This is a genomic window from Pseudomonas sp. rhizo25 (assembly GCF_031931935.1).
GTDB classification, from domain to species: domain Bacteria; phylum Pseudomonadota; class Gammaproteobacteria; order Pseudomonadales; family Pseudomonadaceae; genus Aquipseudomonas; species Aquipseudomonas synxantha.
Genome location: NZ_JAUJXA010000003.1, coordinates 503,951 through 526,990, shown reverse-complemented (window position 1 = coordinate 526,990; position 23,040 = coordinate 503,951). Strand labels below are relative to the sequence as shown.

At 61.0% G+C, this 23,040-nt stretch carries 17 protein-coding genes; 15 read left to right on the top strand and 2 right to left on the bottom strand.

Annotated features, from left to right (window positions below; genetic code table 11):
- Positions 1–2: 2 nt before the first annotated feature.
- Entirely contained in the window at positions 3–275 is a 273-nt protein-coding gene (locus QZR30_RS09360) for a DUF1652 domain-containing protein (protein ID WP_026013572.1), read from the bottom strand.
- A 259-nt stretch (positions 276–534) separates the two neighbouring features.
- On the opposite strand from QZR30_RS09360, the gene QZR30_RS09355 reads away from it, so the two are divergent.
- From QZR30_RS09355 to QZR30_RS09335, 5 genes are all read left to right on the top strand, one after another.
- A complete protein-coding gene (locus tag QZR30_RS09355) occupies positions 535–1,344 on the top strand; it encodes a helix-turn-helix transcriptional regulator (protein ID WP_311903225.1) in 810 nt (269 codons plus the stop codon).
- Between the two features lie 49 nt (positions 1,345–1,393).
- Complete coding sequence (locus QZR30_RS09350) at positions 1,394–2,800, top strand: NAD(P)/FAD-dependent oxidoreductase (RefSeq protein WP_056845918.1); 1,407 nt, start codon at positions 1,394–1,396, stop codon at positions 2,798–2,800.
- Positions 2,801–2,827: 27 nt separating this feature from the next.
- The gene (locus tag QZR30_RS09345; protein WP_274354710.1) at positions 2,828–3,169 is read left to right on the top strand and encodes a cupin domain-containing protein; all 342 of its coding nucleotides are present in this window, start codon (positions 2,828–2,830) and stop codon (positions 3,167–3,169) included.
- A 60-nt stretch (positions 3,170–3,229) separates the two neighbouring features.
- Positions 3,230–4,309, top strand: a complete 1,080-nt coding sequence (locus tag QZR30_RS09340; protein ID WP_056845919.1) for a polyamine ABC transporter substrate-binding protein — start codon at positions 3,230–3,232, stop codon at positions 4,307–4,309.
- A gap of 212 nt (positions 4,310–4,521) precedes the next feature.
- A complete protein-coding gene (locus QZR30_RS09335; protein ID WP_059397386.1) occupies positions 4,522–4,989 on the top strand; it encodes a M10 family metallopeptidase C-terminal domain-containing protein in 468 nt (155 codons plus the stop codon).
- Between the two features lie 2 nt (positions 4,990–4,991).
- On the opposite strand, the gene QZR30_RS09330 is transcribed toward QZR30_RS09335, so the two are convergent.
- A complete protein-coding gene (locus tag QZR30_RS09330; protein WP_046068081.1) occupies positions 4,992–5,777 on the bottom strand; it encodes a helix-turn-helix transcriptional regulator in 786 nt (261 codons plus the stop codon).
- Positions 5,778–5,976: 199 nt separating this feature from the next.
- Here QZR30_RS09330 and QZR30_RS09325 point away from each other — a divergent pair, with 199 nt between their 5' ends.
- The 10 genes from QZR30_RS09325 (at position 5,977) to QZR30_RS09280 (ending at position 22,978) form a co-directional block, all read left to right on the top strand.
- Positions 5,977–7,341 carry an APC family permease gene (locus tag QZR30_RS09325; protein ID WP_043049392.1) on the top strand — a complete coding sequence of 455 codons (1,365 nt, stop codon included), beginning with the start codon at positions 5,977–5,979 and terminating at the stop codon, positions 7,339–7,341.
- A 9-nt stretch (positions 7,342–7,350) separates the two neighbouring features.
- A complete protein-coding gene (locus QZR30_RS09320) occupies positions 7,351–8,454 on the top strand; it encodes a DmpA family aminopeptidase (RefSeq protein WP_046068082.1) in 1,104 nt (367 codons plus the stop codon).
- A gap of 368 nt (positions 8,455–8,822) precedes the next feature.
- Positions 8,823–10,256, top strand: a complete 1,434-nt coding sequence (locus QZR30_RS09315; RefSeq protein ID WP_046068083.1) for a serralysin family metalloprotease — start codon at positions 8,823–8,825, stop codon at positions 10,254–10,256.
- Positions 10,257–10,303: 47 nt separating this feature from the next.
- On the top strand, positions 10,304–10,672 hold the full coding sequence (locus QZR30_RS09310) for an AprI/Inh family metalloprotease inhibitor (RefSeq protein ID WP_046068084.1): 369 nt from the start codon (positions 10,304–10,306) through the stop codon (positions 10,670–10,672).
- Positions 10,673–10,773: 101 nt separating this feature from the next.
- Positions 10,774–12,525, top strand: coding sequence for a type I secretion system permease/ATPase (locus tag QZR30_RS09305; protein WP_274354713.1), 1,752 nt, complete (start codon positions 10,774–10,776; stop codon positions 12,523–12,525).
- Positions 12,522–13,835, top strand: a complete 1,314-nt coding sequence (locus tag QZR30_RS09300) for an HlyD family type I secretion periplasmic adaptor subunit (protein ID WP_311903224.1) — start codon at positions 12,522–12,524, stop codon at positions 13,833–13,835. The genes QZR30_RS09305 and QZR30_RS09300 overlap by 4 nt, the downstream gene beginning before the upstream one ends.
- 2 nt (positions 13,836–13,837) lie before the next feature.
- The gene (locus tag QZR30_RS09295; RefSeq protein ID WP_046068087.1) at positions 13,838–15,172 is read left to right on the top strand and encodes a TolC family outer membrane protein; all 1,335 of its coding nucleotides are present in this window, start codon (positions 13,838–13,840) and stop codon (positions 15,170–15,172) included.
- Positions 15,173–15,203: 31 nt separating this feature from the next.
- A complete protein-coding gene (gene eprS / locus QZR30_RS09290; protein WP_311903223.1) occupies positions 15,204–18,161 on the top strand; it encodes an autotransporter serine peptidase EprS in 2,958 nt (985 codons plus the stop codon).
- Positions 18,162–18,350: 189 nt separating this feature from the next.
- A complete protein-coding gene (locus QZR30_RS09285; protein ID WP_046068089.1) occupies positions 18,351–21,458 on the top strand; it encodes an autotransporter outer membrane beta-barrel domain-containing protein in 3,108 nt (1,035 codons plus the stop codon).
- Between the two features lie 95 nt (positions 21,459–21,553).
- Complete coding sequence (locus QZR30_RS09280; protein ID WP_046068090.1) at positions 21,554–22,978, top strand: polyurethane esterase; 1,425 nt, start codon at positions 21,554–21,556, stop codon at positions 22,976–22,978.
- The last annotated feature ends 62 nt before the right edge of the window (positions 22,979–23,040 follow it).

The following is a 23,040-nucleotide window of genomic DNA, read 5'->3' as shown; positions in this document are numbered from 1 at the left end:
GTTCAGGCCCTCAAAGACAACGGCGGCACAAAACACTCCAGCTCATCCTCTACCGCCTCGATGATGCGCTCCACATCTGCAGCGTTCATTACGGTGGCGCAAGGGATACCGGCGATGGCGATCAATGTCTCGCCGCTGGCCCGGTCAAACAGGCGCGCGACCATGCTACCGGGGGCGTCCATGCTGCCCTCGAAGCCCATTGGATGAAAATGCCAGCGCATCAGCTGGCAGGCGTTGGGAAACGTCACTTTGTTCATGTTGCCCACCTTGTTCATTGAGCGCTTCCTTTAGCTCGCGGCAGGGGTCAAGACCTTCGCTGGTCATGACAGTGAAGACCTTAAAAATAGCATTCGTTCGTAAGTACACGTGGAGTTTTTTAGCCCCGTTCGGCGGTTCTTTTCGCTAATTTTGACATGGGTCATGTCCTACGCAAGATTAGGCAAAAGGCCATCACTCCGCGGGCGCACCTGACCATTGAAGGGGCGGGTAAACTTCGGCATCTTCAAGTATTTTTTTTCCGCTGCAGAGCCCTTTATGCCTGACATGACACCAGACGATGATTGTCGGAACACCCGAGTCACCCGTGAGCTGGTGCTGCGCCATCACCTGTGCTGGCGCCATCGCGATCTGGACGGGGTCATGACTTATTACCACCCTGAGATCCAATACCACGACTTCTTCCAGAACCGCGTGGTGGGTTATGCCGAACTGCGTGAGTACCTGCAGGCCAGCATGCCCCGAGAAGCAGACGAGGCGATCGAGCATACCGACCGTATCCGTGCCGATGGCGACACCGCGTTTATCCAGTACCGCATCACTTTACGGGGCGGCCAGGGCCTTGTGTCGTTTCGCACCAGCGAAGCCATCACCGTGCGCGACGGATTGATCTGGCGAGTCAATGAATATGCATCCCTGGTGCATGAGCAGCCTGCCCAGTCCACGCGCCCCACGGTCAGTCGCCTGGGCTTGTCGCCCCAGCAATTGGGGCATATGGCGAACGACCTGCAGCAGTACTTTGAATCCAGGCAACCCTATCTGGATCCGGACCTGGACCTGCAACGGGTCGCCAAGGAAGTTGGCTACAGCCGCAATCAGATCTCCTACCTGCTCAATCAGGTGCTGGGGCAGAGCTTCTACCGCTACGTCAATCAGGCGCGGCTCCAGCATTTACTGGCCGCGTTGGACAGTGCCGCTGCCCCTGTCAAAGTCGATGACCTGGCCTTTGCCGCCGGGTTCAATTCACTCTCGGCGTTCTACAGTGCTTTCCGCCAGCACACCGGGCAGTCGCCCAAGGCTTACGTCAAGCAAATTTCCCTGCGTGCACGCGCGCAAGACAGCCCCTGACGCCGCGCTCTAGGATCGACCCTATCGAAACGAGGTAGGGGAACCTGGCATGCCGGCATGGCGCAATATCAGTCTATGGATGGACCAGCTGGACGACCCGCTGGAGGCGCGGCCGTCCCTGGAGCATGACCTGGATGTCAACGTGGCGATCATCGGCGCCGGCTATACCGGCCTATGGACCGCCTATTACCTGAAACGCCAGGCCCCGGAGCTGAAAATCGCCATCATCGAGGCGCAGACCGCCGGCTTTGGCGCATCCGGGCGCAACGGTGGGTGGCTGATGGGCAATCTGCTGGGCGAGGACCGCCTGCTGGCCAGCCTCGCGCCGCAGCAACGACGTGCTTCGTTTGACCTGCTGCACGGCATCCCTGATGAAGTGGCGCAGGTGCTGGTCCGTGAAGGCATCGACTGCGACTATCGCAAAGGTGGCGCGCTGTATTGTGCCGCACGCTACCCCGAGCAGGAGGCCAGCCTGCGCCAGTACCTGGACAAGCTGTATGCCCAGGGCCTTACCGAAGATGACTACCGTTGGCTCAGCCCGCAGCAGTTGGCCGAGCAGGTCCGTATCGCCAAGCCCTATGGCGGTATCTATGCACCTCATGTCGCGACCATCAACCCGGCCAAGCTGGTGCGCGGCCTGGCGCGGGCCGTTGAAAACCTGGGTGTGAGCATCTACGAGAACAGCCCGGTGACCCATTGGCAATCCGGCAGCCTGCGCACGGCCAAGGCCAGTGTGCGTGCCGCATGGGTAGTACCGGCAGTGGAGGGTTACGCCACTACCTTGCCGCCCCTGGGGCGTTACCAGTTGCCGGTACAGAGCCTGATCGTCGCCACCGAGCCGTTGCCGGCCAGCACTTGGGATGACATCGGCCTCAGTCGTGGCCAGGCATTTGGCGAGAGCAGCCGACAAGTCACCTACGGCCAGCGCACGGCAGACAACCGCTTGGTGTTCGGCGCCAGAGGCGGCTATCAATTTGCCGGTAAGTTGCGCCACAACTTTGATCTCACCGACAGCGAAGTACAGCTGCGTCGCTACCTGTTTGGCGAACTCTTCCCACAGTTGAAGAGGGTAAGGATTACCCATTCCTGGGGCGGCAACCTCGGCATGTCGCGCAATTTCCGTCCGCACATGCTCTGCGACCATAAAACCGGCGTTGCGCTTTCCGGCGGCTATGGCGGGGAGGGCGTAGGCGCCACCAACCTTGGCGGCCGCACCTTGGCCGATCTGATACTGGGCCTTGAAACGCCCCTGACCCGTCAACCCTGGGTGATTCGCGAACGCGGCCTGCAAGCCCTCAAGGCCTGGGAGCCCGAGCCGTGCCGTTGGCTGGGCTATAACGCGATCATCCGCAGCTTTGTCCATGAGGACCAGGTATTGGCCAACCCCAATACCGCGCCCTGGCGCCGCAGGCTGGCAACCGGCATCGCCGGGTTCATGGAAGGCTTCATGCATTAAGTCGTTCCACTCACACGGGAAAACCCCATGAGCATCACGCAATTCAAAGACGCACTGAACACCCGTCTGCCGGACTCATCTCCGGTCGCCGCGCCCTTGGGCGAGCCTATCGCTGTGGCCTCGACCTTGAGCGTGGAGCGCACTGATGGGGTCGAGGCCGGTATCTGGGAATGCACCCCGGGGCGCTGGCGCCGGCAGATCAAGTCCCAGGAGTTTTGCCATTTCATCCAGGGCCGCTGCACCTTCACCCCCGATAACGGTGAACCCCTCCATATACAAGCCGGCGACGCACTGATGTTGCCGGCCAACAGCACCGGCACCTGGGATATCCATGAAACCGTGCGCAAGACCTACGTATTGATCCTGTAACGCTTTGATCCTTGATCGCCTGCCATAACAACAGCCCTAAAACCGCCAGGAAATCGAACCATGAAAGCCATTGCCCTGTTGCCCTTGATGTTGCTGGCCTCCATCAGCCAGGCCGCCGAGACCGTGAAGATCTACAACTGGTCGGACTACATTGCGCCGGACACCACCAAGAACTTCCAGAAAGACACCGGCATCGGTTTCACCTACGACCTGTACGACAGCAACGAAACCCTCGACGGCAAGTTGATGACCGGTAAATCCGGCTACGACGTGGTGTTCCCGTCCAATCACTTCATGGCCCGTCAAATCCAGGGCGGCGCCCTGAAAAAGCTCGACAAGAGCCAGTTACCGAACTGGAAGAACCTCAACCCGGTGCTGCTAAAGGCCGTGGAAAACAACGACCCGGGCAACGAGCACGGCTTCCCGTACCTGTGGGGCAGCACCGGCATCGGCTATAATATCGACAAGATCAAGGCCGTGTTGGGCGATAACGCGCCGGTGGATTCCTGGGACCTGATCTTCAAGCCGGAAAACATGTCCAAGCTGCAAAAATGTGGGGTGGCCATCCTCGACAATGGCCCGGAGCTGCTGCCGGCAGCGCTGAACTACCTGGGCTTGCCGCACCATAGCAAAAAGCCCGAGGACTACAAAAAAGCCGAAGACCTGCTGATGAAAGTGCGACCTTACGTGGCGTATTTCCACTCCTCGAAATACACCGCTGACTTGGCCAACGGCGATATCTGCGTGGCGGTCGGCTTTTCCGGCGATATCCTGCAGGCCGAAAGCCGCGCCAAGGAGGCCAGGAACGGCGTGAACATCGGCTACAACATTCCCAAGGAAGGCGCGGCCATCTGGTTCGATATGGTCGCCATGCCCGCCGACGCGCCCGATGAAAGAGCCGGCTATGCCTTCATGAACTACCTGCTTCGCCCGGAAGTGATGGCCAGCATTACCAACTACGTGCATTACGCCAACGGCAACGCGGCGGCCGATAGCTTGGTGGATCCGGCGATCAAGGCGGACACCAAGGTGTATCCGAGCCCGGATATGATGGGTAAGTTGTTTGCACTGGAAGCCATGCCGTTGAATATTGATCGAATTCGCACGCGCGTGTGGAATACCGTTCGCACCGGACGCTGATTAAGTTGGCTGGCTCACACTGTAAGCCAGCCTTTTTCCCATCCAGAGTGGCAAATAAGTCCGCGGCGAAAGCACTTGAATAGATAATGACGTCATATTTAAGACATTTGATGTCAAATATTACGCATGGAAAGTGTTGTTTGCAGTGTGAGAAATTCGGTCCGTTGCACGTAACACTTTCACATGAACGCATAATCTAAAAGGTGATTTAAATGTCCTCCATACAAAGCCTTCCACCAGGTGGCACCTGGACCCAACCCGAAAACAGTCCTCCCGTCTTGCGCGGCACAGACCAGCGTGAGCGCCTGGAGGCCAATCGCGGCGAGGCCTCAGTGCTGATCGGCGGCGGCGCTGCCGACCAGCTGGTGGGCCGGCAAGGTGAAAATACATTCAAATATGAGCAAAGTACCGACTCCCTCAGCAATGATCCGGACACGATCTTGAACTTCAATCCCAAGGAAGACGAGATCGATGTGTCATTAGTACTAAAAGACCACAATATATCGGCTATTAACATTCAACCGGGCCCACCCGTGGACGTCGGTGATGTGCAGTTGAGTCATGAGTTTGGTGTGAGTACCTTGAATATCAAGGTCACCCCTGAGGGGCCGAACTTTTCTGTGCGCGTTGACGGTGTAAATCTATTGCCGGAGCATATCAACTTCTTTCATTCGGACTAAACCTACGGATTATCCAGGTCGTGCCCCAATGATTGGATGAATAAAGAAAACAACTCGGGCTGGGACGAGATGTCCAGCTTGGCGTACAAATGCCTGCGGTGCACTTTCACGGTGTCCGGCGAGATCTTGAGGCGTTCGGCCATGGCCTTGGAAGAAAAACCGCGCAATACCAGGCGGGCGATTTCCAGTTCGCGATCCGAGAGCACACCACTGCCAAAGTGGCTCAATGCGTCTCGGATCTGGCTGTCCATCGCCGGAGCCCGCTGAGTGCTTTGTTGCCAGTGCTGCTGCATCAGCGGCAGCACCCAGGCCGCCAGCGTGGTCAACAGCCCGGTTTCCTCGAAACTGAACCGTCGCTGCATGCCCAGCGACAGTGACAGCGTGCCCGCGCCGGGCAATTGCAGGATAAATTGCACCTCGTCTTCCAGCACGTTGTCGTGGAAGTAGTTGAGAAAGTACTCACTCTGGCGGAAATGGTCCGGCGCCACTTCCTCCAGGCGGTAAACGCCGCTGGCATATTGCTCGCGGCACGCCTGGTAAAACGGATCGAGCAGGTACAGGCCATTGAGGTACACCAGCATCGAAGCAGGTTTGCTGCTGGGTTGGGCGTCGTATTCCTCCAGGGCCTGGGGCGGGCCATCCAGCGGGTAGAAAATCGCCAGGGCGTTATCGAAGGGCAGGCATTGGTGCAGCAACAGCACCAGCTGTTTCCAGAACCGTTCGGTGCCGATCTGTGACAGGGTGCGGCCCAACCCCGCGTGCATGCCGATTTCCCTGAACAAACTCATGTAGCAGGCTCCCACCATCAAAAGGTCGGCCAAGGGTTCGGCTTTTAGCGGGCATCGTCAAGGGGAGTACGCCAATAGGGGAATTGGCTGATAGATCCAGGGCCGATAACGTCGTAGTCATCCAGCGGGAAGCATATCCCGCAAAAACATCATTTTTCGTTTCTGCCTCACACCAAAAACAACGACAGAGGATAACGATATGAGTGCTACCCCCGCGCCCGATGGCGTGCTAAAGCCCACCCTGAGCGTCTTTGATGTAGTGGCCATTACCGTTTCCGCGGTAACGCCAGCCAGTTCCGTATTCGTGATTGCCCCGTTTGCCATCCAGCAGGCGGGCAGCGGCGTGTTCCTCGCTTTTGTGATGGCCGCGTTGCTGGCGCTGATGTTCGCCTTCTGTTACGCGGAGCTGGGCCGTGCCCATAACAGCGCCGGGGGTGAGTATGTGTATGCCAAGCGGGTGTTCGGCGGCATGGCCGGCTACGCGACGTTTCTGACCGTGCTGGTGATGTTGCTGTTTATCCCGCCGGTATTGGCGACCGGTGCGGCGACTTACCTGAATAACGCCCTGGGCACGAACTTCGATTCACAGACCGTCGCCCTGGTGATCGTGGTATCCAGCTACGCCCTGGGTATTCTCAATATCAAGCTCAACGCCTGGATCACCGGCACGTGCCTGCTGCTGGAAGTGGCGGCCTTGCTGGTGATCGTGGTGATCGGCTTTGGCAACCCGGTGCAGCCGGCCAGTGTGTTGTTCCAGCCGCAGATCGTCGAAAACGGCGTGTTGCACTTGGCGCCCTGGGCCCTGGTGATCGGCGCGGTTGGTATCGGCCTGTTCTCGTTCAATGGTTACGGCCCGGCGGTGTTGCTGGCCGAAGACATGAAATGCGGCGGCAAGGGCGTACACAAGGCGGTGTTGTGGTCCCTGGGCCTGGTGGTGGTGATCGAGCTGGTGCCGATCACGGCATTGTTGATTGGCGCGCCGTCCCTGAGCGCGATGATCAGCAGCCCCGATCCCATCGGTTACCTGTTGACCAGCCATGGCAATGAAACCCTGTCGCGACTGGTCAGTGCCGGGATTTTCCTGTCAGTGTTCAATGCCATTGTCGCCATCGTCATCCAGATTGGCCGCGTGGTGTTCAGCAGCGGTCGTGATGCGTTGTGGACGCCGAGCATCAACAAGCTGTTCACGCGCATTCACCCGCGCTGGGATTCGCCGTGGCTGGCGACGCTGTTCCTGGCGATTCCTTCGGCGCTGTTGAGTTTCAGCTCGAACCTGGCCGACCTGACCTCGTTCAGCGTCTTGCTGATCATGCTGGTGTACCTGGTGGTGGCGCTGAGTGCGCTGATGAGCCGGGTACTGCTGCGTGATCGCGAGCATCCCTATCGCATGCCGTTGTGGCCGCTGCCGGCCTTGCTGGCGGTGCTCGGCGCGGGGTACCTGCTGGTGACCTTGATCCTGGAGGCATCGGTGCGCGACATCATGATCATCATCGGCTTGCTGGCCCTGTCGGTGATTCTGTATTGCATCAGTGGCCGGTTGAGCCCGGCGTTCCAGAAATTGTAAGGAGTGGGTATGCGAGCACGTCAATTGGGCATCACGTTGGGGCTGGGCACGCCCGGCGAATTGAATGCCATCACCGATGTTCCCGGGGTTCGCGTGGGTCACACCACGCTTAAGGCAGAGATCGACGGCAAGCAGGTCCGAACCGGGGTCACATTGATCCAACCGCGTGCCGGGGAAGCGCGGCACCAACCTTGTTTCGCCGGCTACCACGTGCTCAATGGCAACGGCGACGCCACCGGCCTGGAGTGGATCGGCGAGGCGGGGCTGTTGACCACGCCGATGGCGATTACCAACACCCACAGCATCGGGATTGTGCGTGACACCTTGATCGCCCTGGAGCGCGAGCGCCTGGCGGACCCGGCAGTGTACTGGTGCATGCCGGTGGTCATGGAAACCTACGACGGCTTGCTCAACGATATCTGGGGCCAGCATGTGCAACCTGAGCATGTACGCCAGGCCCTGGAAAACGCTGAAAGCGGACCGGTGCAGGAGGGCGCGGTGGGCGGCGGCACCGGCATGATCTGCCACGAGTTCAAGGGCGGTATCGGCACGGCGTCACGGCGTTTGCCGGCGGAGCAGGGCGGCTGGACCGTCGGCGTACTGGTGCAGGCCAACCATGGCAAGCGCCAGGAGCTGCGGGTTGATGGTTATCCCGTAGGACGTCACTTGGTGGACATTGCGTCGCCTTTCGCTGAGCGGGGTACGCCCGGCATGGGGTCTATCGTGGTGATTATCGCCACCGACGCACCCTTGCTGCCCCACCAATGCCAACGCCTGGCGCAGCGTGCATCCATTGGCATCGCGCGCACCGGGGGTGGCACCGAGGATTCCAGCGGCGACCTGTTTTTGGCCTTTGCCACCGGTAATCAGGATTTGCCGCCGGCAGACTACGGGCGTAGAGACCTGCCACTGCAAACGGCGCTGCACATGGTCAATAACGATCATATCTCGCCGCTGTTCAGCGCTGCGGCCGAGGCAGTGGAAGAGGCGATCATCAACGCGATACTGGCGGGCGAAGACATGAGCACGCAAGAGGGCGTCAAAGTGCCTGGGCTGACCGGCGAGACGCTCTTTGAAGCATTGCACAAGTGCGGGTGGTGTATGTCCCGGTAATAGGGGACAACGCACTTTAATAGTGCGAATGATGGCTCTTTAATGCTGCCATTGACACCGTGACAATATATTGGATCCATTATTCAAGTGCGCCGCTCAACTCGAGCGGCTTTACTGCTATTTAATATTTAAATATCACCGCGTCAAACGAGGCAGCTAAAAAGCAAGGGTTCCCAGTAAACACTACGTGCGACTTACTCAAGTTGAACCTGCGTCACATTTTAGCCGTGGAAATAGTGGTAGACGAAAGATTTCAAGTTGTGTCAGTTTTCTTACGCCTTCAAAAGAGGTGAGTGATAGGACTATCCTCGCCCGCGAGGTTCCTATCGAACAAAGACTGATGCACTTGCAAACAAGGAAGTACGTTTATGTCAAAAGTAAAAGACAAGGCTATTGTATCTGCCGCGCAAGCCAGCACTGCTTACTCGCAAATCGATAGCTTCAGCCACTTGTATGACCGTGGCGGCAACCTCACGGTCAATGGCAAACCGTCCTACACCGTCGACCAGGCAGCTACCCAGCTGCTGCGGGATGGCGCCGCGTATCGGGACTTTGATGGCAACGGCAAGATCGATCTGACCTACACCTTCCTCACCTCGGCTACCCAGAGCACCATGAACAAACATGGCATCTCAGGGTTCAGCCAGTTCAACGCCCAGCAGAAAGCACAGGCCGCACTGGCCATGCAATCCTGGTCGGACGTGGCCAACGTCACCTTCACCGAGAAAGCCAGCGGTGGTGATGGTCACATGACCTTCGGCAACTACAGCAGCGGCCAGGACGGCGCGGCGGCGTTCGCCTACCTGCCCGGCACTGGCGCAGGCTACGACGGCACCTCTTGGTACCTGACCAACAACAGCTACACGCCGAACAAGACCCCGGACCTGAACAACTATGGTCGGCAAACCCTCACCCATGAAATCGGCCACACCCTGGGCCTGGCTCACCCTGGCGACTACAACGCCGGGAATGGCAACCCGACCTACAACGACGCGACCTATGGACAGGACACGCGCGGCTACAGCCTCATGAGTTACTGGAGCGAGAGCAACACCAACCAGAACTTCAGCAAAGGTGGCGTCGAGGCTTACGCTTCCGGCCCGCTGATCGACGACATCGCCGCGATCCAGAAGCTCTACGGTGCCAACCTCAACACCCGTGCCGGTGACACCACTTACGGGTTCAACTCCAACACCGGGCGTGATTTCCTCAGCGCCACATCCAATGCCGACAAGCTGGTGTTCTCGGTCTGGGACGGTGGTGGCAATGACACCCTGGACTTCTCCGGTTTCACCCAAAACCAGAAGATCAACCTCAATGCCACCTCGTTCTCCGACGTTGGCGGGCTGGTGGGCAATGTGTCCATCGCCAAGGGCGTCACCGTCGAAAACGCCTTTGGTGGCGCGGGCAACGACCTGATCATTGGTAACCAGGCCGCTAACCTCATCAAGGGCGGGGCTGGCAACGACCTCATCTACGGTGGTGGCGGTGCGGACCAACTGTGGGGCGGCGCCGGCAGCGATACCTTCGTGTACGGTGCCAGTTCCGACTCCCGGCCAGGCGCTGCGGACAAGATCTTCGACTTCACCTCGGGTTCGGACAAGATCGACCTGTCCGGTATCACCAAGGGTGCGGGCGTGACCTTCGTCAATGCATTCACCGGGCATGCCGGCGATGCTGTTCTGTCCTACGCCTCAGGCACCAACCTGGGTACGTTGGCCGTGGACTTCTCCGGGCACGGCGTGGCGGATTTCCTCGTTACCACCGTCGGCCAGGCAGCGGTCAGCGATATCGTAGCGTGATGTAAGCGCGCGGTGCTTCGGCGCCGCGCTCTATGATGGAGCTTGAAATGCCGCGTTTTTCCCATTTGATCGCCTGTGTGTCGCAGGTGTTGTTCGTGTCGGCAGGAGCCCATGCAATGGCGAGCAGTCTGGTTTTACCCACCACCGCGCAATTGGCCGGGCATTGGGAGTTGAAGCAGCAGGATAAGGTGTGTGCCCTGGAGTTGCTGGAGCAGGCCAATTCCCTGGATGGCGATATCGCGTGTGCCGCGCAATGGCTGGGCGATAAGCCACTGACCTGGTCGCCCACACCGGATGGTATATGGCTGTTTAACGCTGAGGGCTCAGGGATTACGCACTTGAATCGCCAAAGCGAGGGTGAATATCAAGCCCGCACTAAAACCGGGGAAGTTGTCGAGCTGAAACGGATACCTTAGTTCAAGTTATAAGCATATAACTCGATTTAATAGTTGGCCGAGCCCTGTTTGGGGCAAGGGTGATTATTGCGCGTCATTCGCTCCAAGGAAGATCAAATAATATGGCGAAGTCCCATAAGGTTGCGCCCTTATACAGGGCGTTGGGTGAATACAAGAGTATTTTGATCAGCATCGGCTGCTTTACGGCGCTGATTAACCTGCTGATGCTGGTGCCGTCGATTTACATGCTGCAAGTGTATGACCGTGTGTTGTCCTCCCAGAATGAAACCACGCTGGTGATGTTGACGCTGATGGTCGTGGGCTTCTTTGCATTTATCGGCCTGCTGGAAGTGGTGCGCAGTTTTGTCGTGATCCGTATTGGCAGCCAGTTGGAGCGGCGGTTCAATCTGCGCGTCTACAAGGCCGCGTTCGAGCGCAACCTGCAGCGCGGCCAGGGGCATGCCGGGCAGTCCCTGGGCGACCTGACCGCTATCCGCCAATTCATCACCGGGCCTGCGCTGTTCGCATTCTTCGATGCGCCGTGGTTTCCGATCTACCTGTTCGTGATTTTCCTCTTCAACGTGTGGCTCGGCGTACTGGCCACGGCCGGTGCGGTGCTGTTGATTGGGCTGGCGTGCCTGAATGAATACCTGACGAAAAAGCCGTTGGGCGAGGCGAGTATCTTCTCCCAGCAGTCGACCCAGTTGGCTACCAGCCATTTGCACAACGCCGAGACGATCCAGGCCATGGGCATGCTCGGCGCACTGCGCCAGCGCTGGTTTGGGGTGCACGCGCAGTTCCTCGGTTTCCAGAACAAGGCCAGCGACACCGGTTCGGTGATCAGCTCCCTGAGCAAATCCCTGCGCCTGTGCCTGCAATCCCTGGTATTGGGCCTCGGCGCCTTCCTGGTGATCAGGGGCGAAATGACCGCCGGCATGATGATCGCAGGCTCCATTCTGATGGGTCGCGTACTTAGCCCCATCGACCAGCTGATTGCCGTGTGGAAGCAATGGAGCTCGGCCAAACTGGCCTACCAGCGCCTCGACGAACTGCTGCGCGAATTCCCCCCGGAAGTCGAGCAGATGGCCTTGCCGGCACCCAAGGGCCAGGTCAGTTTCGAGCAGGTCAGCGCCGGTCCGCCGGGGCGACGCATGGCGACTTTGCATCAGGTCAGCTTCAACCTGGCGGCCGGGGAAGTGCTCGGTGTGCTGGGCGCGTCGGGCTCCGGCAAGTCCACCCTGGCTCGGGTGCTGGTGGGCGTCTGGCCGACCCTGGCCGGCACCGTGCGCCTGGACGGCGCGGATATCCATCGTTGGGACCGCGACGACCTCGGTCCGCATATCGGATATTTGCCCCAGGACATCGAGCTGTTCAGCGGCAGCATCGCTGACAACATCGCGCGCTTTCGCGACGCCGACCCGGAGCAGGTGGTCAAGGCCGCGCAACAGGCCGGTGTACATGAACTGATCCTGCGCCTGCCCCAAGGCTATGACACCGTGCTGGGCGACAACGGCGGCGGCCTGTCCGGTGGCCAGAAACAACGGGTGGCCCTGGCCCGTGCCCTGTACGGCAACCCGCGCCTGATCGTGCTGGATGAGCCCAACTCCAACCTCGACACCGTCGGCGAAGCCGCTTTGGCCAGCGCCATCATGCAGATGAAAGCCCAGGGCAGCAGCGTGGTGCTGGTGACCCACCGCTCCTCGGCGCTGGCCCAGGCTGACAAGCTGCTGGTGCTCGGCGAAGGCCATCTGCAAGCGTTCGGGCCGAGCCAGGAAGTGCTGCGCGCATTGTCCGGGCAGCAGGAAGCGCCGAAAGAAAAAACCGGTGTCAGTTTCAGTCGTCAGTACCAGGCCGGAAGGAATCCAGGCGCATGAGCAGCATGACCGTTGAACCTCGTTTTAAAGAACACGACGCTGGCTTCTTCGTAAAAATGGGCTGGCTGCTGACCGTTGTCGGTGCCGGTGGGTTTTTCCTCTGGGCCAGCCTCGCGCCGTTGGACCAGGGCATTCCTGTCCAAGGTACCGTAGTAGTGTCCGGCAAGCGCAAGGCCGTGCAAACCTTCAGCCCCGGCGTAGTCAGCCGAATCCTGGTGAAGGAGGGCGAACTGGTCAAGCAAGGCCAGCCGCTGTTTCGTCTCGACCAGACCCAGAACCAGGCTGACGTGCAGTCGTTGCAAGCCCAGTACCGCATGGCCTGGGCCAGCGTGGCGCGTTGGCAGAGCGAGCGCGACAATCTTGCCGGTGTCACCTTTCCCGCTGAGCTGAGCGCCAACCCCGACCCGGCCCTGGCGTTGGTACTGGAAGGCCAGCGCCAATTGTTCAGCAGCCGCCGCGACGCGTTTGCCCGTGAACAGGCCGGGATTCGCGCGAGCATCGAAGGCGCCACCTCACAGTTGGGCGGCATGCGCCGTGCCCGCAGTGACCTGACCGCCCAGGCCCAATCCCTGCGCGATCAGCTCGGCAACCTGCAACCTTTGGCCGACAACGGCTATATCCCGCGCAACCGCCTGATGGAATACCAGCGCCAGTTGTCCCAGGTGCAACAGGATCTGGCGCAGAACGCCGGGGAAAGCGGGCGCATCGAGCAGGGCATCCTCGAGTCGCGCCTCAAGCTGCAACAGCACGGCGAGGAATATCAAAAGGAGGTGCGCAGTCAATTGGCCGATGCACAATTGCGCAGCCTGACCCTGGAACAGCAACTGACCTCTGCCGGTTTCAACCTGCAACACAGCGAGATCAACGCGCCGGCCGATGGCATCGCGGTCAACCTCAGCGTGCACACCGAAGGCGCCGTGGTGCGCGCCGGTGAAACCCTGCTGGAGATCGTGCCCCAAGGCACGCGCCTGGAAGTGGAAGGGCATCTGCCGGTGCATCTGGTGGACAAGGTGGGGCCCCATTTGCCGGTGGACATCCTCTTCACCGCCTTCAACCAGAGCCGCACGCCCCGCGTGCCGGGAGAGGTCAGCCTGATCTCCGCCGACCAGATGCTCGATGAAAAAACCGGTGCGCCGTATTACGTGCTGCGCACCAGCGTCAGCGAAGCGGCGATGGAAAAACTCCATGGCTTGGTGATCAAGCCCGGCATGCCCGCCGAGATGTTCGTGCGCACCGGCGAGCGGTCGTTGCTCAATTACCTGTTCAAGCCGCTGCTGGATCGCGCCGGCTCCGCGTTGACTGAGGAATGAGCATGAAGTCAGTGTTCATTTCGCTGGTGCTGGTGTGTGGCAGTGCCCAGGCCGCCATGGGCCCGTTCGATGTGTACGAGCAGGCCCTGCGCAACGACCCGGTATTCCTCGGTGCTATCAAAGAGCGCGACGCCGGCCTGGAAAACCGCACCATCGGCCGCGCCGGGCTGCTGCCGAGGCTGTCCTACAACTACAACAAGGGTCGCAACAATTCCGAGGCGCACCTGCCCGACGGGCGTGGCGGCAGCTATCGCGACGACCGCAACTACAACAGCTATGGCTCGACCTTCAGCCTGCAACAGCCGCTGTTCGATTACGAAGCCTATGCCAACTACCGCAAGGGTGTAGCCCAGGCGCTGTTCGCCGACGAAAGCTTTCGTGATAAGAGCCAGGCGTTGCTGGTGCGGGTGCTGAGCTACTACACCCAGGCACTGTTTGCCCAGGATCAGATCGACATAGCCCGCGCAAAGAAAAAGGCCTTCGAGCAGCAATTCCAGCAGAACGAGCACTTGTTCAAGGCCGGCGAGGGCACGCGTACTGACATCCTGGAAGCCGAATCGCGCTATGAACTGGCCACCGCCGAAGAGATCCAGGCCCTGGATGAGCAGGACGCCTCGCTGCGGGAATTGGGCGCATTGATTGGCGTGCAAAGCGTCAACATCAATGACCTGGCGCCGCTGAACCAGAGCTTTGCCGCGTTCACCCTGACCCCGGCCAACTACGACACCTGGCATGAACTGGCGCTCACCAACAACCCGGTGCTGGCCTCCCAGCGCCAATCCCTGGAAGTGGCGCGCTATGAGGTAGAACGCAACCGCGCCGGGCATTTGCCGAGAATCACCGCCTATGCCACTTCGCGCAAACAGGAATCCGACAGCGGCAATACCTACAACCAACGCTACGACACCAACACCATCGGCGTCGAAGTGAGCATGCCGCTGTATGCCGGCGGCGGCATCTCGGCCTCCACCCGCCAGGCCAGCCGCGCCATGGAGCAGGCGGAGTACGAGCTGGAAGGCAAGACCCGCGAAACCCTGATCGAATTGCGGCGTCAGTTCAGTGCCTGCCTGTCGGGGGTGAGCAAGCTGCGCGCTTACCAGAAAGCCTTGGTCTCGGCCGAGGCCCTGGTGGTTTCGACCAAGCAGAGCATCCTCGGCGGCGAACGGGTCAACCTCGATGCGCTGAATGCCGAGCAGCAGCTGTACAGCACCCGCCGCGACCTGGCCCAGGCGCGGTATGACTACCTGATGGCCTGGACCAAATTGCACTACTACGCGGGCAACTTGCGCGACACCGACCTGGCCAAGGTGGACGAGGCCTTCGGCCCTGTGAAATGAGCATCCATAACAACAAATAAGGATGGTTTAAATGATCACTGATTCACCGCGTTTCAAACCCTTCACCGCCGGCTCCTTGCTGCTGCTGTCCGTTGCGGCACAGGCGCAATACGCCGAGACCGGCCAACCGGGTAACCCGGCCAGCTGGCGTTCGGCCGAGTACCAGAGCGACTGGGGCCTGGGGCGGATGAAGGCCGACGAAGCCTACGCTGCCGGGATCAGCGGCAAAGGTGTGAAAATCGGCGCGCTGGACTCGGGTTTCGACCCCAACCACCCCGAAGCCGCCAAGGACCGCTTCCATGGGGTGACCGCCACCGGCACCTACGTCGACGGCAGCGCCTTCAGCACCACGGGCGCGCTCAACCCCAACAACGACTCCCACGGCACCCACGTCACCGGCACCATGGGCGCCGCCCGCGACGGCGTGGGCATGCATGGGGTGGCCTACAACGCCCAAGTCTATGTGGGCAACACCAACGCCAACGACAGCTCCCTGTTCGGGCCGACCCCGGACCCCAAGTATTTCAAGTCGGTGTATAGCGCCCTGTTAGATTCCGGCGTGCGCGCTATCAACAACAGCTGGGGCAGCCAGCCCAAGGACGTCAGCTACCAGACCCTGGATGACCTGCACAAGGCCTATGCCCAGCACTACAACCAGGGTACCTGGCTGGACGCCGCGGCGGATGTGGCCAAGGCCGGCGTGATCAATGTGTTCAGCGCCGGCAACAGCGGTTATGCGAATGCCAGCGTGCGCTCGGCCTTGCCGTATTTCCAACCGGAACTGGAAGGCCACTGGCTGGCGGTGTCAGGGCTGGATAAAGCCAATAACCAGAAGTACAACAAGTGCGGCATCGCCAAATACTGGTGCATTTCCACTCCCGGCGCGCTGATCAACAGCACCATTCCCGACGGCGGTTATGGGGTCAAGTCCGGCACCTCAATGTCGGCGCCCCATGCCACCGGGGCGTTGGCGCTGGTGATGGAACGCTATCCCTATATGACCAATGAGCAGGCGCTGCAGGTGCTGTTGACCACCGCCACGCAGCTCGACGGCTCGATCACCCAGGCGCCCAACGCGATCGTCGGCTGGGGCGTGCCGGACCTGGGCAGGGCGATGCATGGGCCGGGGCAACTGCTCGGGGTCATGGATGTGAGCCTGGCAGCCGGGCAGGGCGATGTGTGGAGCAATGGCATCTCCGACCAAGCCTTGCTCCAGCGCCAGGCCGAGGACCGTGCCGAGCACACCGCCTGGCAGCAGACCTTGATCGACAAGGGTTGGCAAAACGGCGTGGGCGCCAATGCCAGCCAGCAGGACCAGACCGACTACGCCATTGGCAACGCCCGCGACCAGGCCGCCGCCAAACGCGTGTACGAGGGCAGCCTGATCAAGTCCGGCGCCGGCAGCCTGGTGCTCAGCGGCGACAGCACTTATCGCGGCGCGACCACCGTCAACGGCGGCCTGCTGGCGGTCAATGGCTCGCTGACCTCGGCGGTCACGGTGAACAACAGCGGTACCCTCGGCGGCTCCGGGCGCATCGCCGCGCTGTCGGTGAACAGCGGCGGCCGCGTGGCACCGGGCAATTCCGTGGGCACCTTGCAGGTGGCGGGGGATGTGAATCTCGGTGCGGGCTCGACCTATGCAGTGGAACTGACGCCCACCAGCAGCGACCGCATTGTTGCGGGCGGTAAGGCGGTATTGGGCGGCGGCACCGTCACCCTGGCGATGGAAAACAGCCCGACGCTGCTCAGCCAGAGCCAGGTGCAAAGCCTGATTGGCCGGCAATACTCGATCCTTGAAGCGGCGGGCGGTATCCAGGGCCAATTCGGGCAAGTGCTGCCCAACTATCTGTTCCTCGGTGGCACCCTCGACTACGCCGCCAATGCTGTACAGCTGAACGTCGGGCGCAACGACGCGAGTTTTGCCAGCGTTGCTGCCACCCGCAACCAGCGCAACGTAGCGGCGGCTGCCGAGCAACTGGGCGCTGGCAACCCGGTGTATGAAAGCCTGCTGCAGTCGCAGTCGGTTGCCACCGCGCAACAGGGCCTGCAGCAACTGTCCGGCGAAATCTACCCTGCTGTTGGCGCGATGCTGATCAACGACAGCCTGCAACTGCGCAACGCTGTGGGCGAGCGCCTGCGCCATGTGCCGGTGAGCGGTGAAAGCAACCTGTGGTTCAAGGCCCTGGGCGCCTGGGGCAAAAGCGACAGCCGCGGTGAAACGGCGGGTTCCACCACCTCCATCGGTGGCCTGCTGGCGGGCGTGGATGGCGCACTGGATGAGCAGACCCGTGTGGGTGTGGTCGCCGGCTACAGCGACAGCTCGTTGAACATGGGCAGTGGCACGCACTCATCGGCGTCCATCGACAGCTACCACTTCGGCGCATATGCCGGGCGCGAACTGGGCGACTGGCGCCTGAGTGTCGGCGGTGCCTACAGCTGGCATCGCGGCGATGTGAAGCGCGACCTGCAACTGGGGGACGTCAGCGGCAAGCAAAAAACCAAGCTGGATGCGACCACCGCGCAACTGTTCACCGAAGCGGCGTACCGCATTCACTTGCAACCGCTGGCGTTGGAACCGTTCGCCAACCTGGCCTACGTGCATTTGGACAGCGAGTCATTCCACGAAAAAGGTGATGCCGCCGCCCTGGAGCGTGGCAGTGACCGGCGCGATGCGGTGCTCAGCACCCTCGGCGTGCGTGCCTTGAAAACCCTGGCCCTCAATGACCACCAGCAACTGGAACTGTCCGGTTCGTTGGGTTGGCAACACAGCCTGACGGCGGTGGAGTCGGAAGAACATTTGGCGTTTGTCGCAGGCGGGCCTTCATTTGCCGTGCGCAGTGCGCCGTTGCTGCGTGACGCCGCCCTGGTGGGCGTACAGGCCAGCCTGGCGCTGAATGCGTCGACGCGGGTCAACCTGGATTACAACGGCCAATTGGGTGGGCGCGAGAAAACCCAAGGCGTGGGCTTGAGCCTGAACTGGCAGTTCTGAAGAAAATGTGGGAGACGCAGCCCTAATACTTGTAGGAGCGAGCTTGCTCGCGAAAAAACCATAGGCGACGCGTTTATTCAGGAAGCACGCGTAATCGTTGACGTTTTTCGCGAGCAGGCTCGCTCCTACAGTCATCCCACAGGGAAAGTGATTCACCTACCGGCAATAAGAAAACTAAGGAAGGTCACCGTGAAAAAACGCAAGTCAGGGTTAACCATCGCCATCCACACCGGCCCGGGCTACCCGCTCAAGGCGCTGAGCTGCGTGCCATACGGCGCGCTGCTGTGTTGCCTGGCCAGCCTGGGAACCGCCCAGGCCGCACCCTACGTAGAAACTGGCAAGCTCGGCGACGCCGCCAGTTGGCGCAGCAATGAGTTCAAGGCCGATTGGGGCCTGGGCGCCGTGCACGCCGACACCGCGTATGCCGCCGGCTACACCGGCAAGGGCGTCAAGCTTGGGATCTTCGACCAGCCGGTGTACGCCCAGCATCCGGAGTTCGCCAGCCCCGACAAGGTGGTGACGATTGTCACCGAGGGCATCCGCCAATACACCGACCCGTATATCCCGGTGAAGGCCGGCGATGCCTTCCGCTACGACGGCACGCCGTCCAAGGACTCCAACGGCAAGCTGGGTAACCACGGCACCCACGTCGGCGGCATTGCCGCGGGTAACCGCGATGGCGGGCCGATGCATGGCGTGGCGTTCAATGCGCAAATCCTTACCGCCGAAAACGGTGACCCGGGTCCGGAAGACGGAATCATCCTCGGCAACGACGGCGCGGTGTACAAAGCGGGCTGGGATGGGCTGGTCGCCAGTGGCGCACGCATCATCAACAACAGCTGGGGCATTGGCATTGGTGATCAATATGCCAAGGGCGGCCGCGATCCGGCGTTCCCCAATTTCACCGTCAATGAAGCCCAGGCGCAGTTCAATACGATCCGGCCGATCCTCGGCACGATCGCAGGCGGTGCTTATCAAGGTGCCATCGATGCGGCGCGCAGCGGTGTGCTGACAATCTTTGCCGCCGGTAACGACTACAACCTCAACAACCCGGATGCGATTTCCGGCCTGGCCTATTTTGTGCCGCAGATTGCGCCGAACTGGCTGTCAGTGGCGGCGTTGCAGCAGAACCCGGACACCACCAGCCCCAATCCCTATGTGATCAGCACCTTCTCATCGCGCTGCGGCTATGCGGCGAGCTTTTGTGTGTCGGCACCCGGCACCAAGATCTACAGCTCGATCATCAATGGCACCGACCTCACCAACCTGACCACCGACTGGGCCAACAAAAACGGCACCTCCATGGCAGCGCCCCATGTGGCAGGTGCTGCAGCAGTGCTGATGGAGCGCTTCCAGTACATGAGCGGCGACCAGATCTCCACGCTGCTCAAGACCACCGCCACCGACCTCGGCGCGCCGGGCATCGACTCGCTGTACGGCTGGGGCATGATCAACCTGGGCAAGGCGGTCAACGGGCCGGGGATGTTTGTCACCGCAGAGGATATTCCCGCCGAGTTCCGTATCGATGGCGCTTACGGCAGCGGCCAGTTCGTGGCGGACCTGCCGGGGATCGGCGCAGTGGTAGATGCCGGTAAGCCGACCCAGCGGATTTGCAACGATGTGCACTGCGGGCTGGATGTGTGGAGCAACGACATCTCGGGCCATGGCGGCCTGACCAAGCAGGGCATCGGCACCCTGGTGCTGACCGGCACCAACACCTATAGCGGCCCGACCCTGGTCAACCAGGGCTTGTTGGCAATCAACGGCTCGCTGACTTCCGACGTCAGCGTCGGCCAGGCCGGCGTGCTCGGTGGCTCGGGGCGCATCGGTTCGCTGACCGCAAAAAACGGTGGCACCGTGGCGCCGGGTAATTCCATCGGCACCTTGAACGTGGCGGGTAACGTCACCTTTGAGCCGGGCTCGACCTATGCCGTGGAGTTGTCGCCCACCAGCAGCGACCGCATCGTCGCCGGTGGTACCGCCACGCTTAACGGCGGCACCGTGACCCTGGCCCTGGAAAACAGCCCGACGTTGTTGAGCGCGACCCAGGCCCAAAGTCTGATCGGCCGCCAATACAACATCCTGCAAGCGGCAGGTGGTGTGACCGGCAGCTTTGGTGCGGTATTGCCCAACTACCTGTTTGTTGGCGGCACCTTGAACTACGCGGCCAATGGTGTGCAGCTGGACGTGACGCGCACCAACAGCTTCGCCAGTGTGGCCGCTACGCCGAACCAGCGCGCCGTGGCCGCCGCCGCCGAGCAGTTGGGCGCGGGCAATGGTGTGTATGAAAGCTTGCTGCTGGCTCCCACGGCCGCCTCGGCCCAGGGTGCATTCCAGCAACTGAGTGGTGAAGTCTACCCAGCGCTGCAAACCGCATTGGTCAATGACAGCCGCTACGTTCGCGAAGCGGTAGGCGAGCGCCTGCGCAATGGCGAGATGGGCGCCACCAGCCAAGCCATCGACACCCGCGGCAACGTGTGGGTCAAGGCCCTGGGCGCCTGGGGCAAGACTGACAGCCGTAGCGACACGGCAGGCTATAACACCTCCATCGGCGGCATGCTCGCCGGGGTGGACGGGGCGCTCGACGACGCCACGCGCATCGGCCTGGTGGCGGGTTACAGCGACACGTCGTTGAACATGGGCAGCGACACCCACAGCCGTGCCTCGGTCGACAGCTACCACTTCGGAGCCTATGCCGGGCATGAAATCGGCGCCTGGCGCCTGAGCGGTGGCGCAACCTACAGCTGGCACCGTGCCGATGTGAAGCGCGACCTGCAATACGGCGATGTCAGCGGCAAGCAAAAGGCCAAGGTCGATGCACACAGCACCCAGGTGTTCACCGAGGCGGCGTATCGCATCAACCTGCAACCGCTGGCCCTGGAGCCGTTCGCCAACCTGGCCTACGTGCACCTGGACACTGACAGCTTCAAGGAGAAGGGCGATGCCGCTGCGCTGAAAAGTGGCGATGACAGCCGCGACCTGGTGTTGAGCACCCTGGGTGTGCGTGCCTTGAAAACCTTCAACGTCAACGACCAGCAGCAACTGGAGGTGTCCGGCACCCTGGGCTGGCAGCACAACCTGAGCAGCACCGATTCCGAGCAGCACCTGGCGTTCGCTTCCGGTGGCCCTTCGTTCAGCGTGGAAAGTGCGCCGATGGTGCGCGATGCCGCACTGGTCGGGGCACGGGTCAGCCTGGCGTTGAGCAAGGAGGCGCGGGTGAACTTCGACTACAACGGCCTGCTGGCCAGCAAGGAGAAAGTGCACGGCGTCGGTTTGAGCCTGGACTGGGCGTTCTAAAGGCGTCACTCCCCTGATGGCGCCCACGGTGGCCATCAGGGGGCTACTGGTGTTTTGGCTTTCTCTACAAATCCAACAACAGAGAGGCACTACCAATGGGTATCTTTGACTATAAAAACCTCGCTACCGAGGACTCCAAGGCGCTGTTCGCCGATGCCCTGGCGATCACGGTGTATGCCTACCACAACCTGGATCACGGCTTTGCCGTCGGCTACCAGAACAATGGTCTCGGCCTTGGCCTGCCGGCCACACTGGTCGGCGCGCTGATTGGCAGCAGCGATTCCCAAGGGGTGATCCCCGGTATCCCCTGGAACCCCGACGCGGAAAAAGCCGCCCTCGATGCGGTACAAAAAGCCGGTTGGACCCCCATCAGCGCCGATACCCTGGGTTACAGCGGCAAGGTTGATGCCCGGGGCACTTTCTTCGGTGAAAAGCCTGCCTACGCCACGGCGCAGGTCGAGGTGCTGGGCAAGTACGATGACGCTGGTAAATTGCAGGAAGTCGGCATCGGCTTTCGTGGTACGTCGGGACCTCGGGAAAACCTGGTCACAGACGCCATCGGCGACGTGATCAGCGACCTGCTGGCCGCGTTCGGGCCCAAGGACTATGCGAAAAACTACACGGGCGAAGCCTTTGGCAACTTGCTCGGCAACGTCGCGGCCTACGCCACGGCCCAAGGCCTGAGTGGCAACGACGTGGTGGTCAGCGGCCACAGCCTGGGCGGCCTGGCGGTCAACAGCATGGCCGACTTGAGCGACGGCAAATGGTCGGGGTTCTATAAGGACGCCAACTACGTGGCCTATGCTTCACCCACCCAGAGCGCCGGCGACAAGGTGCTGAACGTCGGCTATGAAAACGACCCGGTGTTCCGCGCCCTGGATGGCTCGTCATTCAACCTGTCGTCCCTGGGTGTGCACGACACGCCCCACGAATCGAGCACCGACAATATCGTCAGCTTCAACGACCACTACGCGTCAACGCTGTGGAACGTGCTGCCATTTTCCATCCTCAACCTGTCGACCTGGGTTTCACACTTGCCCACCGGTTACGGCGACGGCATGACCCGCATCCTCGATTCCGGCTTCTACGAGCAAATGACCCGCGACTCCACGGTGATCGTCGCCAACCTGTCCGACCCGGCACGGGCCACCACCTGGGTGCAGGATTTGAATCGCAACGCAGAGGCGCACAAGGGCGACACCTTTATTATCGGCAGCAATGGCAATGACCTGATCAAGGGGGGCAGGGGCGCGGACTTTATCGAAGGCGGCAAGGGCAATGACACCATCCGCGACAGCAGCGGGCACAACACGTTTTTGTTCAGCGGGCAGTTTGGCAATGATCGGGTGATTGGCTATCAAGCAACCGACAAGCTGGTATTCACCGATGTGCAGGGCAGTACGGATTATCGCGAGCACACCAAGGTGGTGGGCGCAGACACGGTGATCAGCTTTGGCGCGGATTCGGTGACGCTGGTGGGTGTGAGCAGTGTGTCGGGGGAGGGGATTGTTATCGCTTAAGTTGGAATGCGGTTGAAAACTGTGGGAGGGGGGTTGCTCCCTCCCACATTTGATCCTGGTTC

Coding starts and splice junctions, on each gene's coding strand:
- QZR30_RS09355 (WP_311903225.1), top strand. CDS start 535: ATGCCTGACATGACACCAGACGATGATTGTCGGAACACCCGAGTCACC.
- QZR30_RS09340 (WP_056845919.1), top strand. CDS start 3,230: ATGAAAGCCATTGCCCTGTTGCCCTTGATGTTGCTGGCCTCCATCAGC.
- QZR30_RS09330 (WP_046068081.1), bottom strand. CDS start 5,777: ATGAGTTTGTTCAGGGAAATCGGCATGCACGCGGGGTTGGGCCGCACC.
- QZR30_RS09295 (WP_046068087.1), top strand. CDS start 13,838: ATGAAGTCAGTGTTCATTTCGCTGGTGCTGGTGTGTGGCAGTGCCCAG.
- QZR30_RS09305 (WP_274354713.1), top strand. CDS start 10,774: ATGGCGAAGTCCCATAAGGTTGCGCCCTTATACAGGGCGTTGGGTGAA.
- QZR30_RS09360 (WP_026013572.1), bottom strand. CDS start 275: ATGAACAAGGTGGGCAACATGAACAAAGTGACGTTTCCCAACGCCTGC.
- QZR30_RS09345 (WP_274354710.1), top strand. CDS start 2,828: ATGAGCATCACGCAATTCAAAGACGCACTGAACACCCGTCTGCCGGAC.
- QZR30_RS09320 (WP_046068082.1), top strand. CDS start 7,351: ATGCGAGCACGTCAATTGGGCATCACGTTGGGGCTGGGCACGCCCGGC.
- QZR30_RS09350 (WP_056845918.1), top strand. CDS start 1,394: ATGCCGGCATGGCGCAATATCAGTCTATGGATGGACCAGCTGGACGAC.
- QZR30_RS09300 (WP_311903224.1), top strand. CDS start 12,522: ATGAGCAGCATGACCGTTGAACCTCGTTTTAAAGAACACGACGCTGGC.
- QZR30_RS09280 (WP_046068090.1), top strand. CDS start 21,554: ATGGGTATCTTTGACTATAAAAACCTCGCTACCGAGGACTCCAAGGCG.
- QZR30_RS09310 (WP_046068084.1), top strand. CDS start 10,304: ATGCCGCGTTTTTCCCATTTGATCGCCTGTGTGTCGCAGGTGTTGTTC.
- QZR30_RS09335 (WP_059397386.1), top strand. CDS start 4,522: ATGTCCTCCATACAAAGCCTTCCACCAGGTGGCACCTGGACCCAACCC.
- QZR30_RS09325 (WP_043049392.1), top strand. CDS start 5,977: ATGAGTGCTACCCCCGCGCCCGATGGCGTGCTAAAGCCCACCCTGAGC.
- QZR30_RS09315 (WP_046068083.1), top strand. CDS start 8,823: ATGTCAAAAGTAAAAGACAAGGCTATTGTATCTGCCGCGCAAGCCAGC.
- eprS (WP_311903223.1), top strand. CDS start 15,204: ATGATCACTGATTCACCGCGTTTCAAACCCTTCACCGCCGGCTCCTTG.